The 22071-nt window shown below is 66.3% G+C and carries 20 protein-coding genes; 11 read left to right on the top strand and 9 right to left on the bottom strand.

The window, feature by feature from the left end:
* The first annotated feature begins 511 nt into the window (after window positions 1-511).
* Complete coding sequence (locus tag BBH56_RS01160) at window positions 512-1726, top strand: M24 family metallopeptidase (protein WP_148121657.1); 1215 nt, start codon at window positions 512-514, stop codon at window positions 1724-1726.
* The gene (locus tag BBH56_RS01155; protein ID WP_148121656.1) at window positions 1719-2576 is read left to right on the top strand and encodes an SDR family NAD(P)-dependent oxidoreductase; all 858 of its coding nucleotides are present in this window, start codon (window positions 1719-1721) and stop codon (window positions 2574-2576) included. The genes BBH56_RS01160 and BBH56_RS01155 overlap by 8 nt, the downstream gene beginning before the upstream one ends.
* Here BBH56_RS01155 and clpB read toward each other — a convergent pair.
* Genes clpB through BBH56_RS01140 form a run of 3 tightly spaced genes read right to left on the bottom strand, consistent with a single transcriptional unit; the run spans window position 2573 to window position 7148 of the window.
* Entirely contained in the window at window positions 2573-5194 is a 2622-nt protein-coding gene (gene clpB, locus BBH56_RS01150) for an ATP-dependent chaperone ClpB (RefSeq protein ID WP_148121655.1), read from the bottom strand. The genes BBH56_RS01155 and clpB overlap by 4 nt on opposite strands.
* Window positions 5195-5247: 53 nt before the next feature.
* Window positions 5248-6039: a peptidoglycan editing factor PgeF gene (pgeF, locus tag BBH56_RS01145; protein ID WP_148122700.1), complete on the bottom strand. Its 792-nt coding sequence runs from the start codon at window positions 6037-6039 to the stop codon at window positions 5248-5250.
* The gene (locus tag BBH56_RS01140) at window positions 6036-7148 is read right to left on the bottom strand and encodes an RluA family pseudouridine synthase (RefSeq protein WP_148121654.1); all 1113 of its coding nucleotides are present in this window, start codon (window positions 7146-7148) and stop codon (window positions 6036-6038) included. The genes pgeF and BBH56_RS01140 overlap by 4 nt, the downstream gene beginning before the upstream one ends.
* A 64-nt stretch (window positions 7149-7212) precedes the next feature.
* Here BBH56_RS01140 and BBH56_RS01135 point away from each other — a divergent pair, with 64 nt between their 5' ends.
* A complete protein-coding gene (locus BBH56_RS01135) occupies window positions 7213-8076 on the top strand; it encodes an outer membrane protein assembly factor BamD (RefSeq protein WP_148121653.1) in 864 nt (287 codons plus the stop codon).
* A 42-nt stretch (window positions 8077-8118) separates the two neighbouring features.
* On the opposite strand, the gene BBH56_RS01130 is transcribed toward BBH56_RS01135, so the two are convergent.
* The 4 genes from BBH56_RS01130 to sucC are packed head-to-tail and all read right to left on the bottom strand — an operon-like array spanning window position 8119 to window position 12212.
* A complete protein-coding gene (locus BBH56_RS01130; protein ID WP_110882487.1) occupies window positions 8119-8457 on the bottom strand; it encodes a P-II family nitrogen regulator in 339 nt (112 codons plus the stop codon).
* Between the two features lie 36 nt (window positions 8458-8493).
* Window positions 8494-10140, bottom strand: coding sequence for an NAD+ synthase (locus tag BBH56_RS01125; RefSeq protein ID WP_148121652.1), 1647 nt, complete (start codon window positions 10138-10140; stop codon window positions 8494-8496).
* A complete protein-coding gene (sucD, locus tag BBH56_RS01120; RefSeq protein WP_110882485.1) occupies window positions 10137-11009 on the bottom strand; it encodes a succinate--CoA ligase subunit alpha in 873 nt (290 codons plus the stop codon). The genes BBH56_RS01125 and sucD overlap by 4 nt, the downstream gene beginning before the upstream one ends.
* Before the next feature lie 33 nt (window positions 11010-11042).
* Window positions 11043-12212 (bottom strand): ADP-forming succinate--CoA ligase subunit beta, encoded by a 1170-nt coding sequence (gene sucC, locus BBH56_RS01115; RefSeq protein ID WP_148121651.1) that lies wholly within the window; start codon window positions 12210-12212, stop codon window positions 11043-11045.
* Between the two features lie 214 nt (window positions 12213-12426).
* Between sucC and BBH56_RS01110 the strand changes: the two genes are divergently transcribed.
* The 6 genes from BBH56_RS01110 (at window position 12427) to BBH56_RS01085 (ending at window position 17281) form a co-directional block, all read left to right on the top strand.
* Window positions 12427-12903: a pilin gene (locus BBH56_RS01110; RefSeq protein WP_148121650.1), complete on the top strand. Its 477-nt coding sequence runs from the start codon at window positions 12427-12429 to the stop codon at window positions 12901-12903.
* A gap of 30 nt (window positions 12904-12933) precedes the next feature.
* Window positions 12934-13680, top strand: a complete 747-nt coding sequence (locus BBH56_RS01105) for a TadE/TadG family type IV pilus assembly protein (protein WP_148121649.1) — start codon at window positions 12934-12936, stop codon at window positions 13678-13680.
* Window positions 13681-13840: 160 nt separating this feature from the next.
* A complete protein-coding gene (locus BBH56_RS01100) occupies window positions 13841-14857 on the top strand; it encodes a TRAP transporter substrate-binding protein (RefSeq protein WP_148121648.1) in 1017 nt (338 codons plus the stop codon).
* Window positions 14858-14950: 93 nt separating this feature from the next.
* The gene (locus BBH56_RS01095; RefSeq protein WP_148121647.1) at window positions 14951-15535 is read left to right on the top strand and encodes a TRAP transporter small permease; all 585 of its coding nucleotides are present in this window, start codon (window positions 14951-14953) and stop codon (window positions 15533-15535) included.
* Between the two features lie 3 nt (window positions 15536-15538).
* The gene (locus tag BBH56_RS01090) at window positions 15539-16822 is read left to right on the top strand and encodes a TRAP transporter large permease (protein ID WP_148121646.1); all 1284 of its coding nucleotides are present in this window, start codon (window positions 15539-15541) and stop codon (window positions 16820-16822) included.
* Window positions 16823-16831: 9 nt separating this feature from the next.
* The gene (locus BBH56_RS01085) at window positions 16832-17281 is read left to right on the top strand and encodes a universal stress protein (protein WP_144347164.1); all 450 of its coding nucleotides are present in this window, start codon (window positions 16832-16834) and stop codon (window positions 17279-17281) included.
* Between the two features lie 27 nt (window positions 17282-17308).
* Here the strand turns inward: BBH56_RS01085 and ampE are convergent, their stop codons facing one another.
* Complete coding sequence (gene ampE, locus BBH56_RS01080; RefSeq protein WP_157809041.1) at window positions 17309-18172, bottom strand: regulatory signaling modulator protein AmpE; 864 nt, start codon at window positions 18170-18172, stop codon at window positions 17309-17311.
* Window positions 18169-18756, bottom strand: coding sequence for a 1,6-anhydro-N-acetylmuramyl-L-alanine amidase AmpD (gene ampD / locus BBH56_RS01075; RefSeq protein WP_110882578.1), 588 nt, complete (start codon window positions 18754-18756; stop codon window positions 18169-18171). The genes ampE and ampD overlap by 4 nt, the downstream gene beginning before the upstream one ends.
* A gap of 87 nt (window positions 18757-18843) precedes the next feature.
* On the opposite strand from ampD, the gene BBH56_RS01070 reads away from it, so the two are divergent.
* Both BBH56_RS01070 and BBH56_RS01065 read left to right on the top strand, forming a co-directional pair.
* Window positions 18844-20850: a thioredoxin domain-containing protein gene (locus BBH56_RS01070; protein WP_148121644.1), complete on the top strand. Its 2007-nt coding sequence runs from the start codon at window positions 18844-18846 to the stop codon at window positions 20848-20850.
* 191 nt (window positions 20851-21041) lie between these two features.
* Entirely contained in the window at window positions 21042-22028 is a 987-nt protein-coding gene (locus tag BBH56_RS01065; protein WP_148121643.1) for a porin, read from the top strand.
* The last annotated feature ends 43 nt before the right edge of the window (window positions 22029-22071 follow it).

Below are 22071 nucleotides of genomic sequence, written 5' to 3'. Positions count from 1 at the left end.
GTCGCAGCTTTGTACTCGACACCAACATCCTCCTGCACGCACTGCTAGAACCCAAGCGACTGCCTCAAGCCACGCAGGCCGATCTCAGCAACCCTGACAATCGGGTGATCTGCAGTGTCGCGAGCCTCTGGGAAATCGCGATCCATTCGACCGCTTGCTGGTTGCCCAAACGCTCAGATTGCCTGCTTACTTGCTCACCACCGACCGCCGACTGCCGCCTTACTCATCGTTAATCCGACTGATCGCCATTTAGGCGCTGGAGCGCAAGGCCGTACATATCCGGTATGCGGGACAGGCCAAAGATCCCGAGAAGCGGATGCCTCTTCCGGAGGGCTTGCACACCCACAATGTGTATCCATCAGTGTGTATTGGGGATGTGTATCGGGGATGTGTATAAACGATGTGGGTGACGAGTGTGCAAGGGATCGGGAACAGGGATGACCGCCTCGTTCTGGACGAACATCGCGGGAAGTCCCACATTGTGTAATCCGCCAGCCAGAGGAAGCCATCCATGGATTTCAATCGCTATCGCGAAGTGCTCGCCGAGCGCGTCGGTTCGCTGACTCGGCCATTCGATGATGCCGAGTACGATCGGCGCCGCCTGACCGTCACGCAGCGAATGGCGGCGGCCGGCCTGGACGGGTTGCTGGTCACCGACGCGGCGGATATCGGCTATCTCACCGGCTACAACACCTTCGAGGTCTCGGTGCATACCGCACTACTGCTCACGGCCGGGGGCAACCCACCCGGGCAAGCGGTGCTGCAGGTCCCCTCCATCGAGACCGGCCCGGCCGTGACCACTGCCCGGGTGGACGCAGTCTTTGGCTATCGCTGGGAAGGCGCGGACGGCGCTGCGGAGCAGATGGCCGGCATCATCGCCGACCTGAGGCTTTCCGGGCCCATCGGCACGGACAACTGGGGACCCGCACTGCGCACCGGTTTCAGGGACGGACTCGCGGACGCGCTCCCGGATCGGCCCCTCATCGATGCCTCGGGACTGGTCGATGCCGTCAAGATCGTCAAAAGCGACGCCGAAATCGCCCTGCTGCGGGAGAGCGCCCGGATCACCGAGGCCGGCATCGCCGCCGCCGAGCAGCTGATCGCCCCGGGCGTGACGGACCAGCAGCTCGCCGCCGCTGGATCGGCGGCCATGATCAACGCCGGCAGCGAGTTCATGAGCCTGCAGCCGATCGTCACGGCCGGTTGGCGATCAAGCGTCATCCACTGCAACCACCAGCGTCACACGGTGGCGGACGGTGACCCGGTGTTCATCGAGTTCGGGTCGGCGTATCAGCGCTATACCGCACCAATGATGCGCACACGCGTCGCGGGGTCCGTAACCGATGACATGCGTCGGGTGGCGGATGGCATCCGGGATATCCACACAACGCTGATCGAGCACATGCGCCCGGGTGTGTCGATGGATAACGCGGCGGCCGCGGCCGAGGCGGCCCTCGCCCCACTCGCCGATCGGGCGTTCTTCTCGGGTGTGTTCGGTTACACCGTCGGGCTCCAGTTCCCGCCTTCATGGGTGGAGGGCTCCGGGTTCATAGCCCGCGGCGTCGAGCGCGAGTTCCAGACCAACATGGTCTTTCATCTGCCGTTGATGCTGCGTATCCCCGGCCAATGGGGCATCGGGATGAGCAACACGGTGCGGGTGACCGAAGTCGGCGGCGAGCCGCTGACCCACAACGACCTGCGACTGACCGGAACGGACCATGTCTGAGACCCCGCAACGCGCAGAGACAAAGCCAGTCATCCTGATCACCGGTTGCTCCACCGGCATCGGCCGGCACTGCGCGTTCGCCATGCAACGCCACGGCTGGCGTGTCTTTGCCACGGCACGCCAGCCGCAGGACGTCGAGGCCCTGCAGCATGATGGCCTGGACGATGCGCTGCGCCTGGATGTGGATGATGACGCGAGCATTCAGCGCGCGGTGGATACCCTGCTCGGTCGCACTAACGGCCGCATTGATGCCGTTTTCAACAACGCCGGGTTCGGCCAGCCGGGGGCGGTCGAGGATCTGCCCCGCGAAGCCCTGCGCGCGCAGTTCGAAACCAATGTCCTCGGCGCTCAGGCGGTGATTCGCACGGTGCTGCCGGCGATGCGGGCTCAAGGCCATGGCCGCATCGTCCAGCACAGCTCAGTGCTCGGCTTTATCGGCCTGCCGTGGCGGGGCGCCTACAACGCCTCGAAGTACGCCCTCGAAGGCCTGACCGACACCCTGCGTCAGGAACTGGGCGGCAGCGGCATCGAGGCGGTACTGATCCAGACCGGGCCGGTCACGAGCCGCTTCCGGGCCACCGGAAGGGAAAAGTTCGAGCGCTGGATCGATCCCAGCGCAAGCGTCCACCAGCAAAGCTATCAGGCCGTGATCAAACGCCTCGAAGGCGCCGGTGATCCGCCATTCACGCTGGGGGCCGAGGCGGTGGCGCGCAAGCTGCGCCTGGCGGTCGAGTCCGTTCACCCCAAGCCCCGCTACCACGTCACCCTCCCCACCCATGTCTTTAAGGCGCTACGCCGGCTGCTGCCGACGCGCGCCCTCGACACGATAATCCGCCGCGTGAACGGCTAGGCCGGCACGGGCTCGCTGACCCGCTCGAGGGTCAAGCCGCCACTGCCCTCGCCGTCCGTCGACGCCTCGGCATCCACCCGGATGCGATCGCCGGCCTGGAATTCGCCGGCAAGGATCCGCTGCGCCAGAGCATTCTCGACCCGCTGCTGGAGCACCCGCTTCAGCGGCCGGGCGCCATACATCGGGTCGAAGCCCGCTTCGCCGATCACATCCAGTGCCGCATCGGTGAGCTCCAGCGCCATGTCCCGCTCGCGCAGCCGCTCGGAGAGGTCGCGCACCTGGATCTCGGTGATCCGGCGGATCTGCTCGCGCTCGAGGGGGTGGAACACCACCACGTCATCGACCCGGTTGATGAACTCCGGCGGGAAGTGCTGGCCGACCACGCCCATCACCTCGCGCTTCATCTCGTCATACTGCGCCTCGCCGGCATGCGACTGGATGAGGTGCGAGCCGAGGTTGGAGGTCATCACGATCACGGTATTGCGGAAATCCACCGTGCGGCCGTGGCTGTCGGTGAGCCGCCCGTCATCGAGCACCTGCAGCAGGATGTTGAAGACATCCGCGTGGGCCTTTTCCACCTCATCGAGCAGCAGCACCGAGTAGGGCTTGCGGCGCACGGCCTCGGTCAGATAGCCGCCCTCTTCATAGCCGACGTAGCCCGGCGGCGCACCGATGAGCCGTGCTACGGAGTGCTTTTCCATGAACTCGGACATATCAATGCGCACCATCGCCTCCTCGGTATCAAAGAGGAAGCTCGCCAGCGCCTTGCACAGCTCGGTCTTGCCGACGCCCGTGGGGCCCAGGAACAGGAACGAGCCATTCGGCCGGTGCGGATCGGACAGCCCCGCCCGTGACCGGCGGATGGCATCCGAGACGGCCTGCACGGCCTCGGACTGGCCAATCACCCGCTCGCCCAGACCTTCTTCCATGCGCAGCAGCTTGTCGCGCTCACCCTCGAGCATCTTCGCCACGGGGATGCCGGTCCACTTCGAGACCACCTCGGCGACTTCCTCATCGGTGACGGCGTTGCGCAGCAGCTGCATGGCCGGTTGATCCTCGGCCTGCGTGGCCGCCTCAAGCTGCTGCTCGAGCTCGGGGATCCGGCCGTACTGGAGCTCGGACATGCGCGTCAGATCACTCGCCCGGCGGGCTGTCTCCAGCTCCTGACGGGCCTGCTCCAGGGCCTCCTTGAGCCCGGTGGTGCCCTCCACGGCGGCCTTTTCGCGATTCCAGACGGCTTCCATTTCGCTGTATTCATGCTCAATCTCGGCGATCTCGTCCTCAAGGGTGGCGAGGCGCTTTTTCGAGGCCTCGTCGGCTTCCTTATTGAGGGCCTCGCGCTCGATCTTGAGCTGAATCAGCCGCCGCTCGAGTCGATCCATGGCCTCGGGCTTGGAATCGATCTCGATGCGGATGCGGCTCGCCGCCTCATCGATCAGGTCGATGGCCTTGTCCGGGAGCTTGCGATCGGTGATGTAGCGCTGCGAGAGCGTGGCCGCGCTGACGATCGCCGGGTCGGTGATCTCGACGCCGTGGTGCACCTCATAGCGCTCCTTCAAACCGCGCAGGATCGCCACGGTGTCCTCCACCGATGGCTCGTCCACCAGCACCTTCTGGAAGCGCCGCTCCAGCGCGGCATCCTTTTCAATGTTGGTGCGATACTCATCCAGCGTTGTCGCGCCAATGCAGTGCAGCTCACCCCGCGCCAGGGCCGGCTTGAGCATATTGCCCGCGTCCATCGAACCCTCGGCCTTACCGGCGCCGACGATGGTGTGAATCTCATCGATGAACAGGATGATCTCGCCTTCCTGCTTGGCCAGGTCCTTGAGCACGCCCTTCATGCGCTCCTCAAACTCGCCCCGGTACTTCGCGCCGGCCACCATCGCCCCCATGTCGAGCGAGAGCACGCGCTTTTCCTTGAGCGCCTCGGGCACCTCGTGGTTGACGATGCGCAGCGCCAGCCCCTCGACGATGGCCGTCTTGCCCACGCCCGGCTCGCCGATCAGCACCGGGTTGTTCTTGGTGCGCCGCTGCAGGACCTGGATCGTCCGGCGGATCTCCTCGTCACGGCCGATCACCGGATCGAGCTTGCCCTGCTCAGCCCGCTCGGTGACGTCGATGGTGTACTTCTCAAGCGCCTGGCGCTGGTCCTCGGCATTGGGATCATCGACGCTCTCACCGCCACGGGTGGTGTCGATGGCCTTCTCCAGCGCCTCTTTATTGGCGCCGGCGTGTTTCAGCGCCTCGCCCACCCGGGTCTTGCCATCATCCACGGCCGCCAGCAGAAACAGCTCACTCGAGATATAGCTGTCGCCGCGCTTCTGCGCCCGCTTGTCGGTCTGATTGAGCAGTCGGTTGAGGTCATTGCTGACATGCACCTCACCGCCATCGCCGCTCACCGTCGGCAGCCGATCAACGGCCTCGCCGAGCTGCGAGCGCAGCAGATTGACGTTGACGCCCGCCTGCTGCAGCAGGTGACGCACGCCGCCACCCTCCTGATCGAGCATGGCGAGCGTCAGATGCTCCGGCTCGATCATCGAGTTGTCACGCCCCACGGCCAGCGATTGCGCATCCGCCAGGGCCATCTGGAATTTCGTGGTCAGTTTGTCCGTACGCATGGTGCAGACTCCTTCAGTAGTCGTTCGCTTTGACTATTGATATGGGGTGTGCATCAGGCCTTTGCAAGTCGCGCCACGAACCCGGCAAGACGGCCCGTGGCACCCTCACGCCGATAGGAATAACTGGTGCTCGACGCCGTGTGGGTGCAGCGCCCCACCCCGGTGATCGCGCCAATGCCCCCGTCCGCGAGAATCCCGCGGGCGGTGGCCGCCAGATCAAGTTGAAAGCGCCCGCTGGGGGTGTCACCCGCTGGGGGGCCCTGTCCCGCGTTGTCGGTGACGGTTGCCGACCGATATCGGGCAGCCACCCCTTCGCTTGCCATCGCCTCGAGCACCTCACCGCCCACCGCATAGGCCTCCGCCCCGATACACGGGCCGATACAGGCCATGAGCTCAGACGCCGGGACGGGCAGTGCCGCCAGGGTCTGCGGGATCACCCCTGCTGCCAGACCACGCCAGCCCGCATGGACCGCGGCCACACAACTGCCGTCCCGTGCGGCCAGCAGGATCGGCACACAATCGGCCACCAGCACCGCACAGACCTGGCCGGGCTGATCCGTCCACACCGCGTCGGCCTCGGTGACGTCGCGCTCGACGGCGCTTGCATGCACCACACGGGTGCCGTGCACCTGGGAGAGCCAGCGGGGCGCCTCGGGCAGGGCGGCCTGCTCAACCAGACGCCGACGATTTTCCCGCACCGCGGCAGGGTCATCACCCACATGCATCGCCAGGTTGAGGGCGTCATACGGCGGCTCGCTGACTCCACCGTGCCGGGTCGTAAAGCCGGCGTTCACCGGCGCTGGCCAGTCCGGGCGCAGGATCGACAGGCCCGTCCCGGCGGTCATGGCCGCCACCGTCCGTCATCCTCGGCGGCCGACGCCATCTGAGCCTGATGCGCACGCAGGGCGGCCAGCAGCGCGGCAAAATCGTCCGGCGGCGGCACCGACCAGGAAAGGGTCTCGCCGCTTGTCGGGTGCACCAGCGTGAGGGTCTCGGCATGCAGGGCCTGCCGGCGGAAGCGGCGCAGCACATCGGCCAGCGTGTGGACGTCGCGTGTGGATGACGAGTGTTCACTCGGCGCCAAAGCAACCCCACTATTCCCCTCGGCCGGGATTGCCGACTCGGCCCCTGACGGCAGCGCCAGCCGCCCGCCATACAGCGCGTCACCGACAATCGGATGCTGGATATGCGCCATGTGCACACGGATCTGATGCGTCCGCCCCGTCTCCAGCCGGCAGCGCAGCAGCGTATGGGCCGGGAAACGCGCCTCGATACGGTAATGGGTGACCGCCGGCTTGACCCCCGCTCCGATGGGATCGCCGTTATTGTCCACGCCCTGGCGCACCGCCATCCGCAACCGGTCCCGCGGGTGCCGGCCAATGGCCGCATCCACGCTGCCGCCCGCGGTAAAGGTGCCGCCCACCACCGCCAGATACTCGCGGCCCACAGTGCGGGCCTGGAGCTGCTCAACCAGATGGGTATGCGCCTCGAGGGTCTTCGCCACTACCATCAACCCCGTGGTGTCGCGATCGAGCCGATGCACGATCCCCCCGCGCGGCAGCCCGCCAAGGTGCGCATCATGATGCAGCAGCGCATTCTGCAGCGTGCCGTCCGCATTGCCCGCGCCGGGGTGCACCACCAGACCGGCCGGTTTATTGATCACCAGGATAGCCGCGTCCTCATGAACGATGGACAGCGGAATGGGCTCCGCCGCGACCACCCCCTCCTCCGAGGCGGTGGCGGCCAGCCGGATGCGCTCACCGCCCTTGACCGCCACGCGCCCCCGCGGCGATCCACCATCGACGGTCAGATCCCCATCGCGCAGCCAACGCTGCAGCCGCGAGCGCGAGAACTCCGGGAGCAGCTCCGCGAGCACGGCATCCAGCCGCCGCCCCGCGGCGGCCTCGGGGATCGTCGCGTCGCGCTCGATCCGGGTCACTGACGAGTCATTCATGCTGGGCGATGCTCCCCGTTTTCTCTAGACTGGGTGAATCAGACACACGGTGGATACAGGTGCCATGACGCGCTTTCTCGCAATTCTACTGCTTATCGGCCTGCTCGCGGGCTGCGCCGGCAACACGCAGACCTCCAACCGGCTCGACAACACCGAGGCGGCGGCCCTCTACGAAGCCGCCAGCGAGGCGGCCGGGCGCAACGACTGGCAGACCGCCATCAGCGAGCTCGAGTCGCTGCAGGCGCAGTACCCGTTCGGGCTCTACGCCACCCAGGCCCAGCTCGACATCATCCACGCCTACTACCAGGCCGGCGAAGTAGCCTCCACCGTGGCCGCCGCCGAACGCTTCCGGCGCATCAACCCGCGCCACCGCGCCGTGCCCTACAGCTGGTATATGCAGGGCCTCGCGCTTGAGGAGAAAAACCGCGGGCCGGTCAAGGACTGGGTGGGCATCAACGACGTCCTGCGCGACCCGGTCCCGAGGCGCCAGGCCTTCGCCGCCTACACCACACTGATCGAGGACTATCCCGACAGCGAGTACACCGACATGGCGCGCGGAAGACTGGATGTGCTGTACGCCGAAGGCGCGGAGTTCCAGTTGAGCGTGGCGCGCTTTTATGCCGATCGCGATGCCTGGGTGGCCGCCGCCCGGCGGGCCATCACCGTGATCGAGGCCTTTGAGGGCACCGCCGCGGTCAAGCCAGCCACCGACCTGCTTGGCACCGCCTACCAGCGCCTCGGTCTGGATGCCCTGGCTGATGGCGTGCGCACGGCCCAGCGCGAGACCGACCGCGATGCTGGGGACCGCATCCCCGACACGCCGACACTCTACGAGGAAGAGACGATGGAAGTGCCACCCGCCCCCACGTCCGAAGGCCCCTCAGGCGGCTCAGGCGGAATGGGTGGCCCGATGGGCGGCGGCCTCTAGCCGCCTCCAGCGGCTTCTAACCGCCGCGGACGGCGTTCGCGATCAGAGCGCCTGTTCGCCGGAATCGCTGGTACGGATCCGCACGGCCTGCTCCACCGGCGTGACGAATACCTTGCCGTCACCGATCTTGCCGGTATTGGCCGCCGCCACGATGGCCTCGACCACGCGCTCGACCTGGTCGTCGGCCACCACCACCTCGACGCGCATCTTGGGCAGGAAGTCCACGACGTACTCCGCCCCGCGATAAAGCTCGGTGTGGCCCTTCTGCCGGCCAAACCCCTTCACCTCGGTCACCGTCATGCCGGTGATGCCCACTTCGGCGATGGCCTCGCGCACGTCATCGAGCTTGAACGGCTTGATGATGGCCTCGATTTTCTTCATTCCAATGCTCCGCTGTTGGCTGGAGGCGTGAGTGTATCAGGCGCCCGGTCCGCCCGGCTGACGACCGAACCCGGAGGTGATCGGATAGCGCCGGTCGCGGCCGAATGCCTTGGTGGTCACCTTGACCCCCGGCGCCGCCTGACGGCGCTTGTACTCGTTGCGGTGCAGCAGCTTGACCACCTTGGCCACCGTCTCGCGGTCATGCCCCTGACCCACCAGATCCTCGACGCTGGCATCGTCCTCGACATAGGCGGCGAGGATGGTGTCGAGCTCGGCGTAATCCGGCAGGCTGTCGCTGTCCTTCTGATCGGGGGCAAGCTCGGCGCTCGGTGCGCGGGTCAGGATCCGCTCGGGGATGACCGGGGCGTCGGCGTTGCGATAGGCGGCCAGGCGGTACACCTCGGTCTTGAAGATGTCCTTGAGCGGCGAGAACCCGCCCACCATGTCGCCATAGAGCGTGGAGTAGCCCACCGCCATTTCGCTTTTATTGCCCGGCGCCAGCACCAGACCGCCCAGCTTGTTGGACACCGCCATCAGCATCGTCCCGCGGATCCGCGACTGCAGATTCTCCTCGGTGACATCCACGGGCCGGTCACCAAACACCGGCGCCAGCGTGGCGCAGAAGCCATCGAACACCGACTCGATGGCCAGCGTGTCGTAGCGAACGCCCAGCGCGTCGGCCAGCCCGGCGGCATCGGTCTGACTCATATCGGCGGTGTAGCGGGTGGGCATCATCAGGCAGTGCACCCGGTCCGGGCCCAGCGCGTCGGCGGCGATGCAGGTCACCAGCGCCGAGTCGACGCCGCCGGACAGACCGATCACCACGCTCGGGAAGCCGTTTTTCTCGACATAGTCGCGCACCCCCCAGACCAGGGCCTCATAGACCACCGCCTCGGGCGAGAGCGATGGCTCGATGGCCCCCTCCAGCGGTGTCCAGCGGCCATGGATGCACTCGACATCCACCGGATGCAGGCCCGTGTCGAAGTGTGGCGCGCGCACCATCAGATCGCCGTTGCCGTCGAACGCGCAGGAGCCGCCGTCATAGACGACCTCGTCCTGACCACCGGCCATGTTGCAGTAGAGGATGGGCAAACCGGTCTCGGCGACGCGGTCGCGCAGCACCGACTCACGGGCGGCGCTTTTATAGTGATCGAACGGTGAGGCGTTCAGGTTGACCACCACATCCGCGCCGGCCCCCGCCGCCTGGTTGACCGGCCCGCGGTGCCAGGCGTCCTCACAGATGGTCACGCCCACCCGGCAGCCGTCGACGTCGATCACACAGGGCGACGTCCCCGGTGTGAAATAGCGCAGATCGTCGAATACGCCATAGGTGGGCAGCTCCTGCTTGGCGTAGCAGGCCTGCACCGCGCCGTCGCGGATCACGCAGGCGGCGTTGTAGAGATGGCCATCGGCAAGCTGCGGGGCGCCCACGATCACAGTGATGCCCCGGGCTGCCTCGGCGATGCGGCCCAGGCCGTGATCGACGGCGGCGATGAAGTCGGGCCGCAGCAGCAGATCATCCGGCGGATAGCCGGTCAGCGTCAGCTCCGGAAAGCACACCAACCGCGCACCCAGGTCGTCCCGCGCCCGGGTGGCGGCTGCGATGACCGCATCGGTGTTGCCTGCGACATCGCCGACCAGCAGGTTGAGCTGGGCCATGACCAGCCGCAGGTGCTGATTCATCCGGTAAAGGCGTCGCTCACGCGCTGACCGATCTCCGCCGGCGAGCGAACCGTGGCCACGCCGGCGCGCTCGAGGGCGCCGAACTTATCCGCCGCGGTGCCCTTGCCACCACTGATGATCGCACCGGCATGACCCATGCGCTTGCCGGGCGGCGCCGTGACACCGGCGATATAGGCGATCACCGGCTTGCGCACGTTGGCCTGGATATACTCCGCGGCCTCTTCCTCGGCGGTGCCGCCGATCTCGCCCACCATGACGATGCCCTTGGTGTGGCGGTCGGCCTCGAAGCGCGAGATCACATCGATGAAGCTCATGCCCTGGATCGGATCGCCGCCGATGCCCACACAGGTGCTCTGGCCCATGCCGATGTCGGTGGTCTGCTTGACCGCCTCGTAAGTCAGCGTGCCCGAGCGCGAGACGATGCCGATGGACCCCGCCTTGTGGATATGGCCCGGCATGATGCCGATCTTGCACTGATCCGGGGTGATGATGCCGGGGCAGTTGGGACCGATCAGCGTGGCGTCGTAGAAGTCCAGCGCCGCTTTCACCTTGAGCATGTCCAGCACGGGAATGCCCTCGGTGATGCAGGCGATGACCTTGATGCCCGCCTCGGCGGCCTCGAGGATCGCGTCGGCGGCGAACGCGGCCGGCACATAGATCATCGAGGCGTCGGCCCCGGTGCCGTCCACTGCATCGCGCACGGTGTTGAACACCGGCCGGTCAAGATGCGTCTCGCCGCCACGGCCCGGCGTGGTGCCACCGACGATGTTGGTGCCGTAGGCAATGCACTGCTCGGCGTGAAAGGTGCCCTGCTTCCCGGTGAAGCCCTGGACGATGACCTTGGTGTGCTTGTCCACCAGAATGCTCATGTGTATTCCTCGTCGTTAGTCCGGGTTGCGGGATCAGGCGCTGACCGCGCCGACCACCTTGTCTGCGCCGTCGGTCAGGTCATCGGCGGGGATGATATCGAGACCGCTTTCAGCGAGCAGCTGTTTGCCCTGCTCGACATTGGTGCCCTCGAGCCGCACCACCACCGGGACGTTGACCCCCACTTCCTTAACCGCGGCGATCACGCCCTCGGCGATCATGTCGCAGCGCACGATGCCCCCGAAGATATTCACCAGAATGCCCTGCACATCGGGGCTGGCGGAGATGATCTTGAACGCCTCGGTGACGCGCTCCTTATTGGTGCCGCCGCCCACGTCCAGAAAGTTGGCCGGCTCGCCGCCGTGCAGCTTGATGACATCCATGGTGGCCATGGCGAGCCCCGCGCCGTTGACCATGCAGCCGATGTTGCCGTCGAGGGTGATGTAGTTGAGGCCGTGCTCGGCGGCCTGCACCTCGGTCTCGTCCTCCTGGCTCAGATCGCGCATGTCGGCGATCTCGGGCTGGCGGTTGACCTCGATGGCGTTGTCATCGACGTTGATCTTAGCGTCCAGCGCCAGCAGTGAATCATCCGCGGTGACGATCAGCGGATTGATCTCGATGAGGCTGAGGTCGCGGTCCTCGAAGCAGCGGTACAGGCCCTTCATGATCTGCGTCAGCTGCTTGATCTGGGCGGGCGTCAGGCCCAGCGCAAAGCCCATCTGGCGGCACTGATAGGGCTGCAGACCGGCGACGGGATTGACCCGAACGGTCACGATCTTCTCCGGCTCGGTGGCGGCCACCTCCTCGATGTCCATGCCGCCGGCGGCGGAGCCCATGAACACGACTCGCTTGCTGGCCCGGTCGACCAGGGCGCCGAGATAAATCTCGCGGGCGATGTCCAGGCCTTCTTCGACCATCACCGCGTTGATCGGCATGCCCTGCTCATCGGTCTGATGGGTGACCAGCCGGGTGCCGAGCATGGCCTCGGTGTACTCGCCCACCTCGTCAATGCTCTTGGCCAGCTTGACGCCACCGGCCTTGCCGCGGCCGCCGGCGTGGACCTGCGCCTTGACCACCTGCACCGAACCGCCCAGCTCCTGCGCAGCGGAGCGGGCCTCGGCCGCGGAGCGGGCCACGAAGCCCCGGGGGATGGGAATACCGAACTGGCTGAAGATGTGCTTCGCCTGAAATTCGTGAAGGTTCATGGACGCTCCGCCTCCTCCAATAAAAGTGCCGACATTCTCCACGATTAAACGCACCGATTCAAAAGATCAGCTACCCCGTGATGACCGCCATTCGTCCGGCGCATCCGCCGGGCGGCTCGGTTGTGTGACCCGGCGCGCAGATCGGCACCGGCACCTGGGGCTGAATGGACCGGCAGGCCGCAGTCTGGCCTGAGCATGACAATGGAGGTTTCCCATGCGAATGCGACAGAAGGGCTTCACCCTGATCGAGCTGATGATCGTGGTCGCGATCATCGGCATCCTGGCGGCGGTGGCCGTACCGGCCTACTCGGACTACACGGTGCGGGCGAAGGTCACCGAGGCCCTCACCGCCGCCGGCGCCGCCAAGACGAGTGTGGCGGATTACTACTATGCGAATGGCGAGTTGCCGACCAGTAATGCGGAGGCGGGCCTAGCGACGGGGACCGATTATGCAACAGACGTGATCAAGGATCTTTCTATTCACGGGGATGCGGTGCCGGGACAAACTCAGGGGACTATTGAGATCGAATTTGGCGATATCGGAGACTCTGCTGCGATAGATACCCTGCTGAACTTCGTACCGGACACCTCGAACAACGCCCTCGCCTGGAACTGCGAGATCCCCGACACCAATGGCCTCCCCGCTCAATACGCCCCGGCCAGCTGCCGTTCCACCTCCACCACTCAATAGCGACCCATCCGTCATAACCCGGCCCTGAGCATGCGCCGACGCGCAGGCCGGTCCACCGCAAGCGGCAGCGGGCGCATCACCGGCAGCATCATGCTGGAAACGGTGATCGCCCTGCCGGTTGTACTGGTGCTGGGCCTGTCGATCACCCAGTGGGCGCTCATCCATCAGGCCCGGGCCGTGGTCGATCACGCCACCCTGATGGCGACGCGGACCGGGGCCCTCGCCAATGCCGAGACGGGCCCCATGCGCAATGCCTTTGCCCGCGCCATCGTCCCGCTGCATCTCAAAGACGCCACGGCCACCGGGTTCGAGACGGCCTTTTTCACCCGGGCCATGCCCGATGCCCGGCTCAACCTCGCGCTGCACATTCTTAACCCGACCCGCGAGGCGTTTGCCGACCACGGCCAGCGGGACGCCAACGGCAAGGTCTATCTGCCGTTCCGCCACCTCGATCGTGCGCCCAGCGGCATCGGCCGGCGCAGCGGCATCAGCCTCCAGGACGCCACCCTGCTACGGGTCCGGGCCACCTACGGCTACGCCCTTGAAGTGCCCTATGCCGGTGCATTCATTCTCCAGGCCCTGCGCACCGCCACGCGCTGGACTTCGGCGTACGGCGCGCGGGAGCGTGCCATGCTGGCCACCGGGCGGCTGCCACTGGTGACCACGGCCACGGTGCGGATGCAGACCCGGGCCTACCGCGGCGGGCGCTTTCCGCGTCGCAGCGAACTGCCGGAGGTGCCGCGACGGGCGCCGGATAACGGTAATAACGCGCCATGATCGTGCATGATTCGCGCCATTTTAAAGCATATGCCACTGACTTGACCCCCGCGAACAGCGCGGGATAGCTTTAACGGGTCTGTCACATCAGTGACGGCTGGTAATCGGCAAGTGCGCGGCATTCTGCCGTCACCCGAAACAGCAACAAGGAGACTCATTCATGAAGTCATCCGCGCTTTTCACGCGTACCGCCGCCGGTGCGCTCGCCCTCGGCCTGTCCACGGCCGCCTTCGCCGACACCTGGCGCTATGCGCACGAGGAGTATGAAGGCGACGTGCAGGACGTCTACGCCGTGGCCTTCAAGGACTACATCGAGGCCAACTCCGATCACACCCTCGAGATCTACCGCTTTGGCGAGCTGGGCGAGTCCGACGACATCATGGAGCAGGCCCAGTCCGGCATCCTCGAGTTCGTCAACCAGTCGCCGGGCTTCAGTGGCGCCTGGCTGCCACCGGCACAGATCTTCTTCGTGCCCTACCTGCTGCCCACCGACGAGCAGACCGTGCTCGAGTTCTTCAACGAGAGCGAGGCCATCAACGAGATGTTCCCCGAGCTCTATGCCGAGCATGACCTCGAGCTGCTGAAGATGTACCCCGAGGGCGAAATGGTGGTCACCGCCGACGAGCCGATCACCAGCCCGGAGGATCTCAACAACAAGAAGATCCGGGTCATGACCAACCCGCTGCTCTCCGAGACCTACGACGCCTTCGGCGCCAGCCCGACGCCCCTGCCCTGGGGTGAGGTCTATGGTGGCCTGCAGACCGGCGTGATCGACGGTCAGGAGAACCCGATCTTCTGGATCGAGTCGGGCGGCCTCTACGAGGTCTCGCCGCATCTGACGTTCACCGGTCACGGCTGGTTCGTGACGGCGTCGATGGCCAACCAGGACTTCTTCGAAGGCCTGTCGGACAGCGATCAGCAGATGATCCGCGAGGCGGCCAATGTGGCTTATGACCACACCATGGAGCACATCCAGGGTCTGGCCGACGAGTCGCTTGAGAAGATCCGCGAGGACTCCGACGAGGTCACCGTGACACGTCTCACCGACGAGCAGATCGAGGCCTTCAAGGCCCAGGCGCCGCAGGTCGAGCAGGCGTATCTCGAGATGACCGGCGAGGATGGCGAAGCGCTGCTCGAGCAGTTCAAGGCCGATCTCGAAGAAGTCCAGTCCAACTGAGACCCTGACTGACTGATCGCCAGTCAGCCCCGGGGCGGCCCGCGTGGCGGGTCGCCCCCTTTATTAACCAGTGATCGAGGAGGCGGAGCGGGCATGAACGCCGAAGACGAAGCAGCGGAACGGGCCTATCGCTCGGACCTGCCGGGCCCACTTGGCCTGCTCGACACCTTTCTCGCACGACTGGAGGCCGTCATCCTGGCCTCGGGCGTGCTGCTCATGGCCACCAACACCATCGCCAACGTGGTGGGGCGCTTCGCGCTGGGTCAGAGCATTTCCTTTTCCGGCGAAATCAACCGGATCCTGATCATCCTGATCACGTTCGCGGGCATCGGCTACGCGGCGCGCCACGGCCGCCACATCCGCATGTCGGCCATCTACGACGCATTCCCCGTCGGCGGGCGCAAGGTCGCGATGATCATCATCGCCCTGGTCACCTCGGCGACGATGTTCTTCCTGCTCTACTTCTCGGTGTGGTACATCATCGACGTCCGCGACAGCGGTCGGGTACTGCCGGCACTCGGCTTCCCCATCTGGACGGTCTACGTCTGGGTGCCGCTGGGGCTGGGGATCACCGCCATCCAGTACCTGCTCACCGCCATCAAGAACATCCGCGAGAAGGACGTCTACCTGTCCACCGCCGTCATCGACGGCTACCGCGACACCGAGACCGAGGTCTAGGCCATGAGCATCATCATGTTCAGCGCCATGGTGATCCTGCTGCTGCTGGGATTCCCCATGATGGTGCCGCTGATCGCCGGGGCGGTGATCGGCTTCACCATGATGTTCGGCGGCTTCGGGCAGATGGAGACCCTCATCCAGCAGATGCTCGCGGGGATCCGGCCGGCGTCGCTGATCGCGGTGCCGATGTTCATCCTCGCCGCCGACATCATGACCCGGGGGCATTCCGCCGAGCGCCTGATCAACATGGTCATGAGCTTCATCGGCCATATCAAGGGCGGCCTGGCGGTCAGCACCGCCGCCTCCTGCACGCTGTTCGGCGCGGTCTCGGGCTCCACCCAGGCAACGGTGGTGGCCATCGGCTCACCGCTGCGGCCGCGGATGCTCAAGGCCGGCTACAAGGACCCGTTCACGCTCGCGCTGATCATCAACGCCAGTGACATCGCGTTCCTGATCCCGCCGAGCATCGGCATGATCGTCTACGGCGTGATCTCCGAGACCTCCATCGGCGAGCTGTTCATCGCGGGCATCGGCCCGGGGCTGATGATCCTCACGATGTTCTCGGTCTACTGCATCATCTATGCCCACATCAAGGACGTCCCCACCGAGGACAAGGCCAGCTGGGGCGAGCGCCTGGCAGCGGTGCGCCATGCACTCTGGCCGCTCGGCTTTCCGGTGATCATCGTCGGCGGCATCTACGGCGGCGTGTTCAGCCCCACCGAGGCCGCCGCGGTCTGCGTGCTCTACGCACTGATCCTTGAGTTCGTGATCTTCCGCTCGCTCAAGGCCAGCGAGATCTGGGCCATCGCCAAGTCCACGGGCCTGATCACCGCGGTGGTGTTCATCCTGGTGGGCGCGGGCAACGGATTTTCCTGGATCATCTCGTTCGCCCAGATCCCCGAGGCAGTGCTCGGCGCCGTCGGCATCAACGAAGCCGGACCCGTGGGCGTACTGATCGCGATCTGCGTGGCGTTTTTCATCGCCTGTATGTTCGTCGACCCCATCGTGGTCATCCTGGTGCTGACCCCGATCTTCATGCCAGCCATCGAGGCCACCGGGCTCGACCCGGTGCTGGTGGGCATCCTGATCACGCTGCAGGTGGCGATCGGATCGGCGACACCGCCGTTCGGCTGCGATATCTTCACGGCCATCGCGATCTTCAAGCGACCCTATATGGAGGTCATTCGGGGGACACCGCCGTTTGTCCTTATGCTGGTGTTCTCGGCGGCCCTTTTGATCATGTTCCCGCAGATCGCCCTGGGACTGCGCGACCTGATGTTCAACTAGAGGCGGCGTATGGCGTTATTCAACCGAATCCTGGTGCCCGTGGATGGTTCGAGCGGCGCGATGTCGGCGCTGCATACGGTGATCGGCCTGCAGCGACTGACCGACGCCGAGGTGTTCGTGCTGTGTGTGTTCAAGCACCACAGCCTGCGCGAGGCCTCGCTGTCCATGGTCCGGCCAAAGCGCATGACCATGCCCGACGACGCGCTCAAGGAATACGCCACCGACATCGCCATGTCGGCCAAGCAGTCGATCATCGACCACCACGTCCCCCGCGATCGGGTGCGGGCGTTCGTCAAGGGCGGGCGGCCGGCGAGCACCATCGTCCAGTTCGCCCGCCAGCGCGAGTGTGACCTGATCGTGATCGGCGCCCAGGGCACCACCGACGAGACCAGTATGCTGCTGGGCAGCGTTGCCCACCGTGTGGCGGGCGGGGCGCACTGCCCGGTCATGGTCGTCTAGCGATCGTTCCAGCGGGGGCCCGGCGGCTCAGCCGATGATCAGCAGCACGCCCGCCGCCACCAGGGCCAGCCACACATAAACCGTCCGCCGCAGCAGCGCATAGGCATCGTCCACAGCGTCGGCGGTCAGATCGCGGGGGGCGTTGGCCAGCGGCACACCCAGAGCCGCCATGCCGGTTTCCGCCAGGCGCCGCGGTGCGCCCGCCGCCGCCTCAGATTCCCAGACCGTCCAGGCCGCACTGAAGTGGCCCGCCAGCGCCAGTGTCAGCGCCATCAGCCGGTCGGGCAGCCAGTCCAGTCCCGCCACCAGGCGCGTTGCACGCCCGCAGTAGCCGGGACCGGCATTGTCCTGGCAGTCGCCGAACGCCCGCGCCAGCACCGCCAGTCGATAGCCGAACGCGCCCACCGGGCCCAGCAGCACAAACCAGAACACCGGCGCAAACAAGCGCGTCCGGGCGCGCAGCATCAGATGCCCCGCCGCCGCCTCGGGCATGGCCTCGAAGGCCATCGGCTCGTCCCGCCCCCCGGCCAGCGCCTTCAAGGCGGTCTCGGCGGCGGCGATGTCCCCGCGCCGCCAGGCCGCGGTGAACGCCGCCACCTCGGCCTCGAGGGGCTCGCCCCCGCCAAACGCAAAGCACAGTGCGGCCACGCTCAGCACCAGCCCCACGCCGCCGAACAGCGCGCCACCCAGGCTCCACTGCAGGATCGCCACCGGCAGTAGCGGCGGCAGCAGCACCAGCGCCACGCCCAGGCCATGGTCCCAGGCGCGCAGGCGCATCAGCCGCGGCTGCAGCCAGGCACTGTAGCGAAAGAACCCCCGCGCACTGCGCCAGCCCCCGGGTGGCAGGCGGCTGTTGATGAGCAGTGCGGCAATCAGGGCAAGCAGCTTCACAGGGTGAGCGCCCGGCGCTGGGTGATCGGGCAGCGGATCTCGAGGTTGCGGGCCAGGCGCTGCCAGTCAAATCCGGGACCGGGATCGCTCTTGCGCCCGGGGGCGATATGGCAGTGCCCCACCACGCGGTCCGCGCCGATGGCCGGATAGGTCGCCCGCAGCCCGCGGATCAGCGCCTCAAGCCGGTCATACTGAATCGGCCGGTAGGGCTGGGTGTCCGTGCCCTCCAGCTCGATGCCAATGGAGAAATCATTGCAGTCGCGCCGCCCCTCGAACACCGACTCGCCGGCATGCCAGGCGCGCCGGTCAAACGCGACATACTGGGTCAGCCCGCCGTCCCGGGCGATCAGCACATGGGCGGATACCCGCACGCCGGCCAGGTAATCGAAGCGCGCGTCACCGCGGGTGTTGAGCCGATTGGTGAACAGCTCGGTAATATGACCGCCGCCGAACTGGCCGGCGGGCAGGCTGATGCCATGCACCACAATCAGCTCCGGCGCCTGACCGGGCGGTCGCTCGCCCTGATTGGGCGATGCCACAAAGGCCGCCTCGGCAACCCGTCCGGTTGCCCCATCGATCCGCATGAGTGCCCGTTCCTGTGCGTCGAGACCCGTTGATGGCGAGGATGATAGCATCCAGCCCGCGTTATCACTGTCTGTCGGGATCATGCCATGGCCGAATCACCCCTCACCAGCAATCGACTGGGCGCGGCGAGCAGCCCCTACCTGCGCCAGCACGCCGACAACCCGGTGCACTGGCAGCCGTGGGACGACACCGCGCTGGCCGCCGCCCGCGATCAGGACCGGCCGATCCTGCTGTCCATCGGCTATTCGGCCTGTCACTGGTGCCATGTCATGGCGCATGAGTGCTTCGAGGATCCGGCCATCGCCGATCAGATGAATCACGGGTTCATCAACATCAAGGTCGACCGCGAGGAGCGCCCCGATCTTGACCACATCTACCAGACCGCCCATCAGCTGTTGGTGGGCCGCGGCGGTGGCTGGCCGCTGACCGTCTTCCTGACCCCCGATCAGATGCCGTTTTTTGCCGGGACCTACTTCCCCGCCAAGGCCAGCCAGGGCATGCCCGGCTTTGGCGATGTCATGGATCGCATCACCCGGGTGTGGCGCGACCACCGCGACGAGATCCACGAGCAGAACGCCGATCTCAAGCGCGTGCTGGATCGGCTGGGCACGGTCACGCCGCGCACTGCCCTGCCCGATGCCGGCGTGCTCGACACCGCCCGCCAGCAGCTGGGCGAGCGCTTCGACCCGGCCCACGGCGGGTTCGGCCCGGCGCCCAAGTTCCCGCAGCCCATGACCCTCGAGCGGCTGCTGCGCACCTATGCCCGCGGCCAGCAGCGCGGTGAGCCCGACCGCGGCGCCCTGCACATGGCCTGCCACAGCCTGCGGCGGATGGCGCTGGGCGGCATCTATGACCAGATCGGCGGTGGCTTTGCGCGCTACAGCGTGGATGCCGAATGGCGGATCCCGCATTTTGAGAAAATGCTCAGCGACAACGCCCTGCTGATCGGTGTCGCCAGCGACGCCTTCCAGGCCACCGGCGATCGGTTCTTCCGCCGCATTGCCCGGGAGACCGCCGAGTGGGCGCTGCGCGAAATGGAACAGCCGGGCGGCGGCTTCGCCACCTCGCTGGACGCCGACAGCGCCGGGGGCGAAGGCGCGTTCTATCTATGGACGCCCGAGCAGATGCGGGCGGTGCTCAGTGCCGACGAGGCGGAGCTGGTGATCCGGCGACTGGGCCTGGATGAAAAACCCAACTTTGACGGGCGCTGGCACCCGCAGGTGCATATGGCCTTCTCAGAACTGGCCAAGGCCCTGCACACCCCGCGCGACGTCCTGGTGGCCCGTTGGAAGTCGGCGCAGCAGAAACTCCGTGATGCCCGCGACCAGCGCCCGCGGCCGGGCCGCGACGACAAGGTGCTGACCGCCTGGAATGCGCTGATGATCCGTTCCCTGGCGCGGGCCGGGCGCTTCCTCGACCTGCCGCACCTCATCGATGCCGCCGAGCGCACCGAGGCGGCACTGCAGGCGCGCGGCGCGTTGACCTTCCTCGACGATCACGCCTTCCTGCTGGATGCCCTCATCGAGCTCCAGCAGGCGCGCTGGTCCGATGCCCGCACGGCGTGGTCGCGCTCACTGGCCGATGCCCTGCTTGAGGGCTTCGAGGATGCGGCCGTCGGCGGCTTCTATCTGACCGCCCGCGACCATGCCCCCCTCATCCAGCGGCCCCGGCGCTGGACCGACGATGCCCTGCCCGCCGGCAATGGCATTGCGGCGCTGGCGCTCAACCGACTGGGGCACTGGCTGGGCGAGCCGCGCTACCTGGATGCCGCCGAGCGCACGCTGATGGCGGCTGCCGAGAGCATCGAGCAGGCACCGGCGGCGCACTGCACCCTGCTGGATGCCCTGGATGAGCAGCTCGTCCCCCCGGCGCTGGTGGTGATCCGCGGGGACACGCCAACGCGCCAGGCCCTGCGCGACGTCGCCGAGGGCGGCTTCGCCCCGGGCCGGCTGGTGCTGACCCCCGGGGACGGCCAGCGTGCCGGCGCCGCGCCGGTCGAGGGCAGCGGCGCGTGGGTGTGCCGCGCCCGGGCCTGCCTGCCGAAGGCGGCCACCGCCGCCGAGCTCAAGGACCGCCTCAGCGAGTCGCTGTGAACGCCCTGTTGCGTCTTCACCACGGCTGTCATCCAAATGCCATCGTCCTGTCATTGAACCGCCACTGATCTGTCACTGAATCCTCATCGCCTCGTCACATTGCCCCGGCATTGTCATCGCCAGTCGGGGCAGCGGCGGACGCCGCGGCTGTCGCGTCAACGCAACGCCACAATCAAACGAGGATTCAAGTGATGAAGCACGCACCCAAACTGGCCCTTCTGGTCGCGGCCGGCATGGCCTCCGCCGGCGCCCAGGCCGCCGATTTCGAAGTCTCCGAGAACACCACACTGACCCTGGGCGGCGAAGTGGTCCTCAACTACCTGTACGAGAAGAAAACAAACGGCGAAAACGACACGGACTTCAAAGATGACGGGTCGAAAGTCGTCATCGGCGGTACCCGGGATCTGGGCAATGGCATCACGGCGTTTGCCGAGGCGGAGTTTGAGTACAACACGCTCGGAAATAGCGACACTGTAAGCCGCGACGGCAGCATCCTCGGGTTTGTCGGCGACTTTGGTGAAGTGGCGATCGGTGCCAGCGATAACGTCTTCGAGGACCTCATCTCTGACGCGGTGGATCCGTTTGAGAATGCTTCGCTGGACGGCGCCAGCCTGACCGAGGAAGACAGCATGCTCACCTATTACAGCCCCGACATGGATGGGTTCTCATTCCGGCTGCAGGGTCGTCACAACAATCGTGACGGTGGTGAGAGTGCAGAAATCAGCCTGATCGCGGCGGCCGAGTATGACTTCGGCCCGGTCGCCATCGCAGCTGCTTACGACAGCCGCGGCTCAGAGGATTCCACTGAAAGCGATGACTTCAAGTCGCAGGACCACGTGGTCGGCATCGCTGCAGTGGCCCAGCTGAGTGACCGTCTCGAGGCGAGTGCTCGTTTTGCCCAGGAGAACGATCAGGCTGGTAATGACACCGATTACACGGCTATCGCGCTTTCCTACAACTACGGCGGCGGTGACCTCTACGGGGCGGCCCAGAGCGTTGATCCCAGCAACGGTGACTCGAACACGCAGACGGCAGCTGGTATCAACTACGAAATCGCCAGCGATGTAGTGATCTTTGCCGAGTACGGCGACCTTGATCGCAAGGCCACTGACGGCAAAACGTTCGCCGAAAGCGACACCGACAAGCTGGGCGTCGCGGGTCTGATCTACGAGTTCTGATCCCACTCCCAGGGTTTCCCCCACACAACCGCTGACCGGCGTC

This window comes from Spiribacter roseus (genome assembly GCF_002813635.1).
GTDB lineage: Bacteria > Pseudomonadota > Gammaproteobacteria > Nitrococcales > Nitrococcaceae > Spiribacter > Spiribacter roseus.
The sequence above is the reverse complement of the archived record's forward strand: the minus strand, read 5'-3'. Positions and strand labels throughout refer to the sequence as shown.

Excerpts from the sequence above, each read along its gene's own strand:
- BBH56_RS01085 (WP_144347164.1), top strand. The coding sequence starts at position 16,832 with ATGGCGTTATTCAACCGAATCCTGGTGCCCGTGGATGGTTCGAGCGGC.
- BBH56_RS01105 (WP_148121649.1), top strand. The coding sequence starts at position 12,934 with ATGCGCCGACGCGCAGGCCGGTCCACCGCAAGCGGCAGCGGGCGCATC.
- sucC (WP_148121651.1), bottom strand. The coding sequence starts at position 12,212 with ATGAACCTTCACGAATTTCAGGCGAAGCACATCTTCAGCCAGTTCGGT.
- BBH56_RS01110 (WP_148121650.1), top strand. The coding sequence starts at position 12,427 with ATGCGAATGCGACAGAAGGGCTTCACCCTGATCGAGCTGATGATCGTG.
- BBH56_RS01100 (WP_148121648.1), top strand. The coding sequence starts at position 13,841 with ATGAAGTCATCCGCGCTTTTCACGCGTACCGCCGCCGGTGCGCTCGCC.
- BBH56_RS01095 (WP_148121647.1), top strand. The coding sequence starts at position 14,951 with ATGAACGCCGAAGACGAAGCAGCGGAACGGGCCTATCGCTCGGACCTG.
- BBH56_RS01065 (WP_148121643.1), top strand. The coding sequence starts at position 21,042 with ATGAAGCACGCACCCAAACTGGCCCTTCTGGTCGCGGCCGGCATGGCC.
- BBH56_RS01140 (WP_148121654.1), bottom strand. The coding sequence starts at position 7,148 with ATGAATGACTCGTCAGTGACCCGGATCGAGCGCGACGCGACGATCCCC.
- BBH56_RS01130 (WP_110882487.1), bottom strand. The coding sequence starts at position 8,457 with ATGAAGAAAATCGAGGCCATCATCAAGCCGTTCAAGCTCGATGACGTG.
- BBH56_RS01070 (WP_148121644.1), top strand. The coding sequence starts at position 18,844 with ATGGCCGAATCACCCCTCACCAGCAATCGACTGGGCGCGGCGAGCAGC.
- clpB (WP_148121655.1), bottom strand. The coding sequence starts at position 5,194 with ATGCGTACGGACAAACTGACCACGAAATTCCAGATGGCCCTGGCGGAT.
- pgeF (WP_148122700.1), bottom strand. The coding sequence starts at position 6,039 with ATGACCGCCGGGACGGGCCTGTCGATCCTGCGCCCGGACTGGCCAGCG.
- BBH56_RS01090 (WP_148121646.1), top strand. The coding sequence starts at position 15,539 with ATGAGCATCATCATGTTCAGCGCCATGGTGATCCTGCTGCTGCTGGGA.
- BBH56_RS01135 (WP_148121653.1), top strand. The coding sequence starts at position 7,213 with ATGACGCGCTTTCTCGCAATTCTACTGCTTATCGGCCTGCTCGCGGGC.
- ampD (WP_110882578.1), bottom strand. The coding sequence starts at position 18,756 with ATGCGGATCGATGGGGCAACCGGACGGGTTGCCGAGGCGGCCTTTGTG.
- BBH56_RS01160 (WP_148121657.1), top strand. The coding sequence starts at position 512 with ATGGATTTCAATCGCTATCGCGAAGTGCTCGCCGAGCGCGTCGGTTCG.
- sucD (WP_110882485.1), bottom strand. The coding sequence starts at position 11,009 with ATGAGCATTCTGGTGGACAAGCACACCAAGGTCATCGTCCAGGGCTTC.
- BBH56_RS01125 (WP_148121652.1), bottom strand. The coding sequence starts at position 10,140 with ATGAATCAGCACCTGCGGCTGGTCATGGCCCAGCTCAACCTGCTGGTC.
- BBH56_RS01155 (WP_148121656.1), top strand. The coding sequence starts at position 1,719 with ATGTCTGAGACCCCGCAACGCGCAGAGACAAAGCCAGTCATCCTGATC.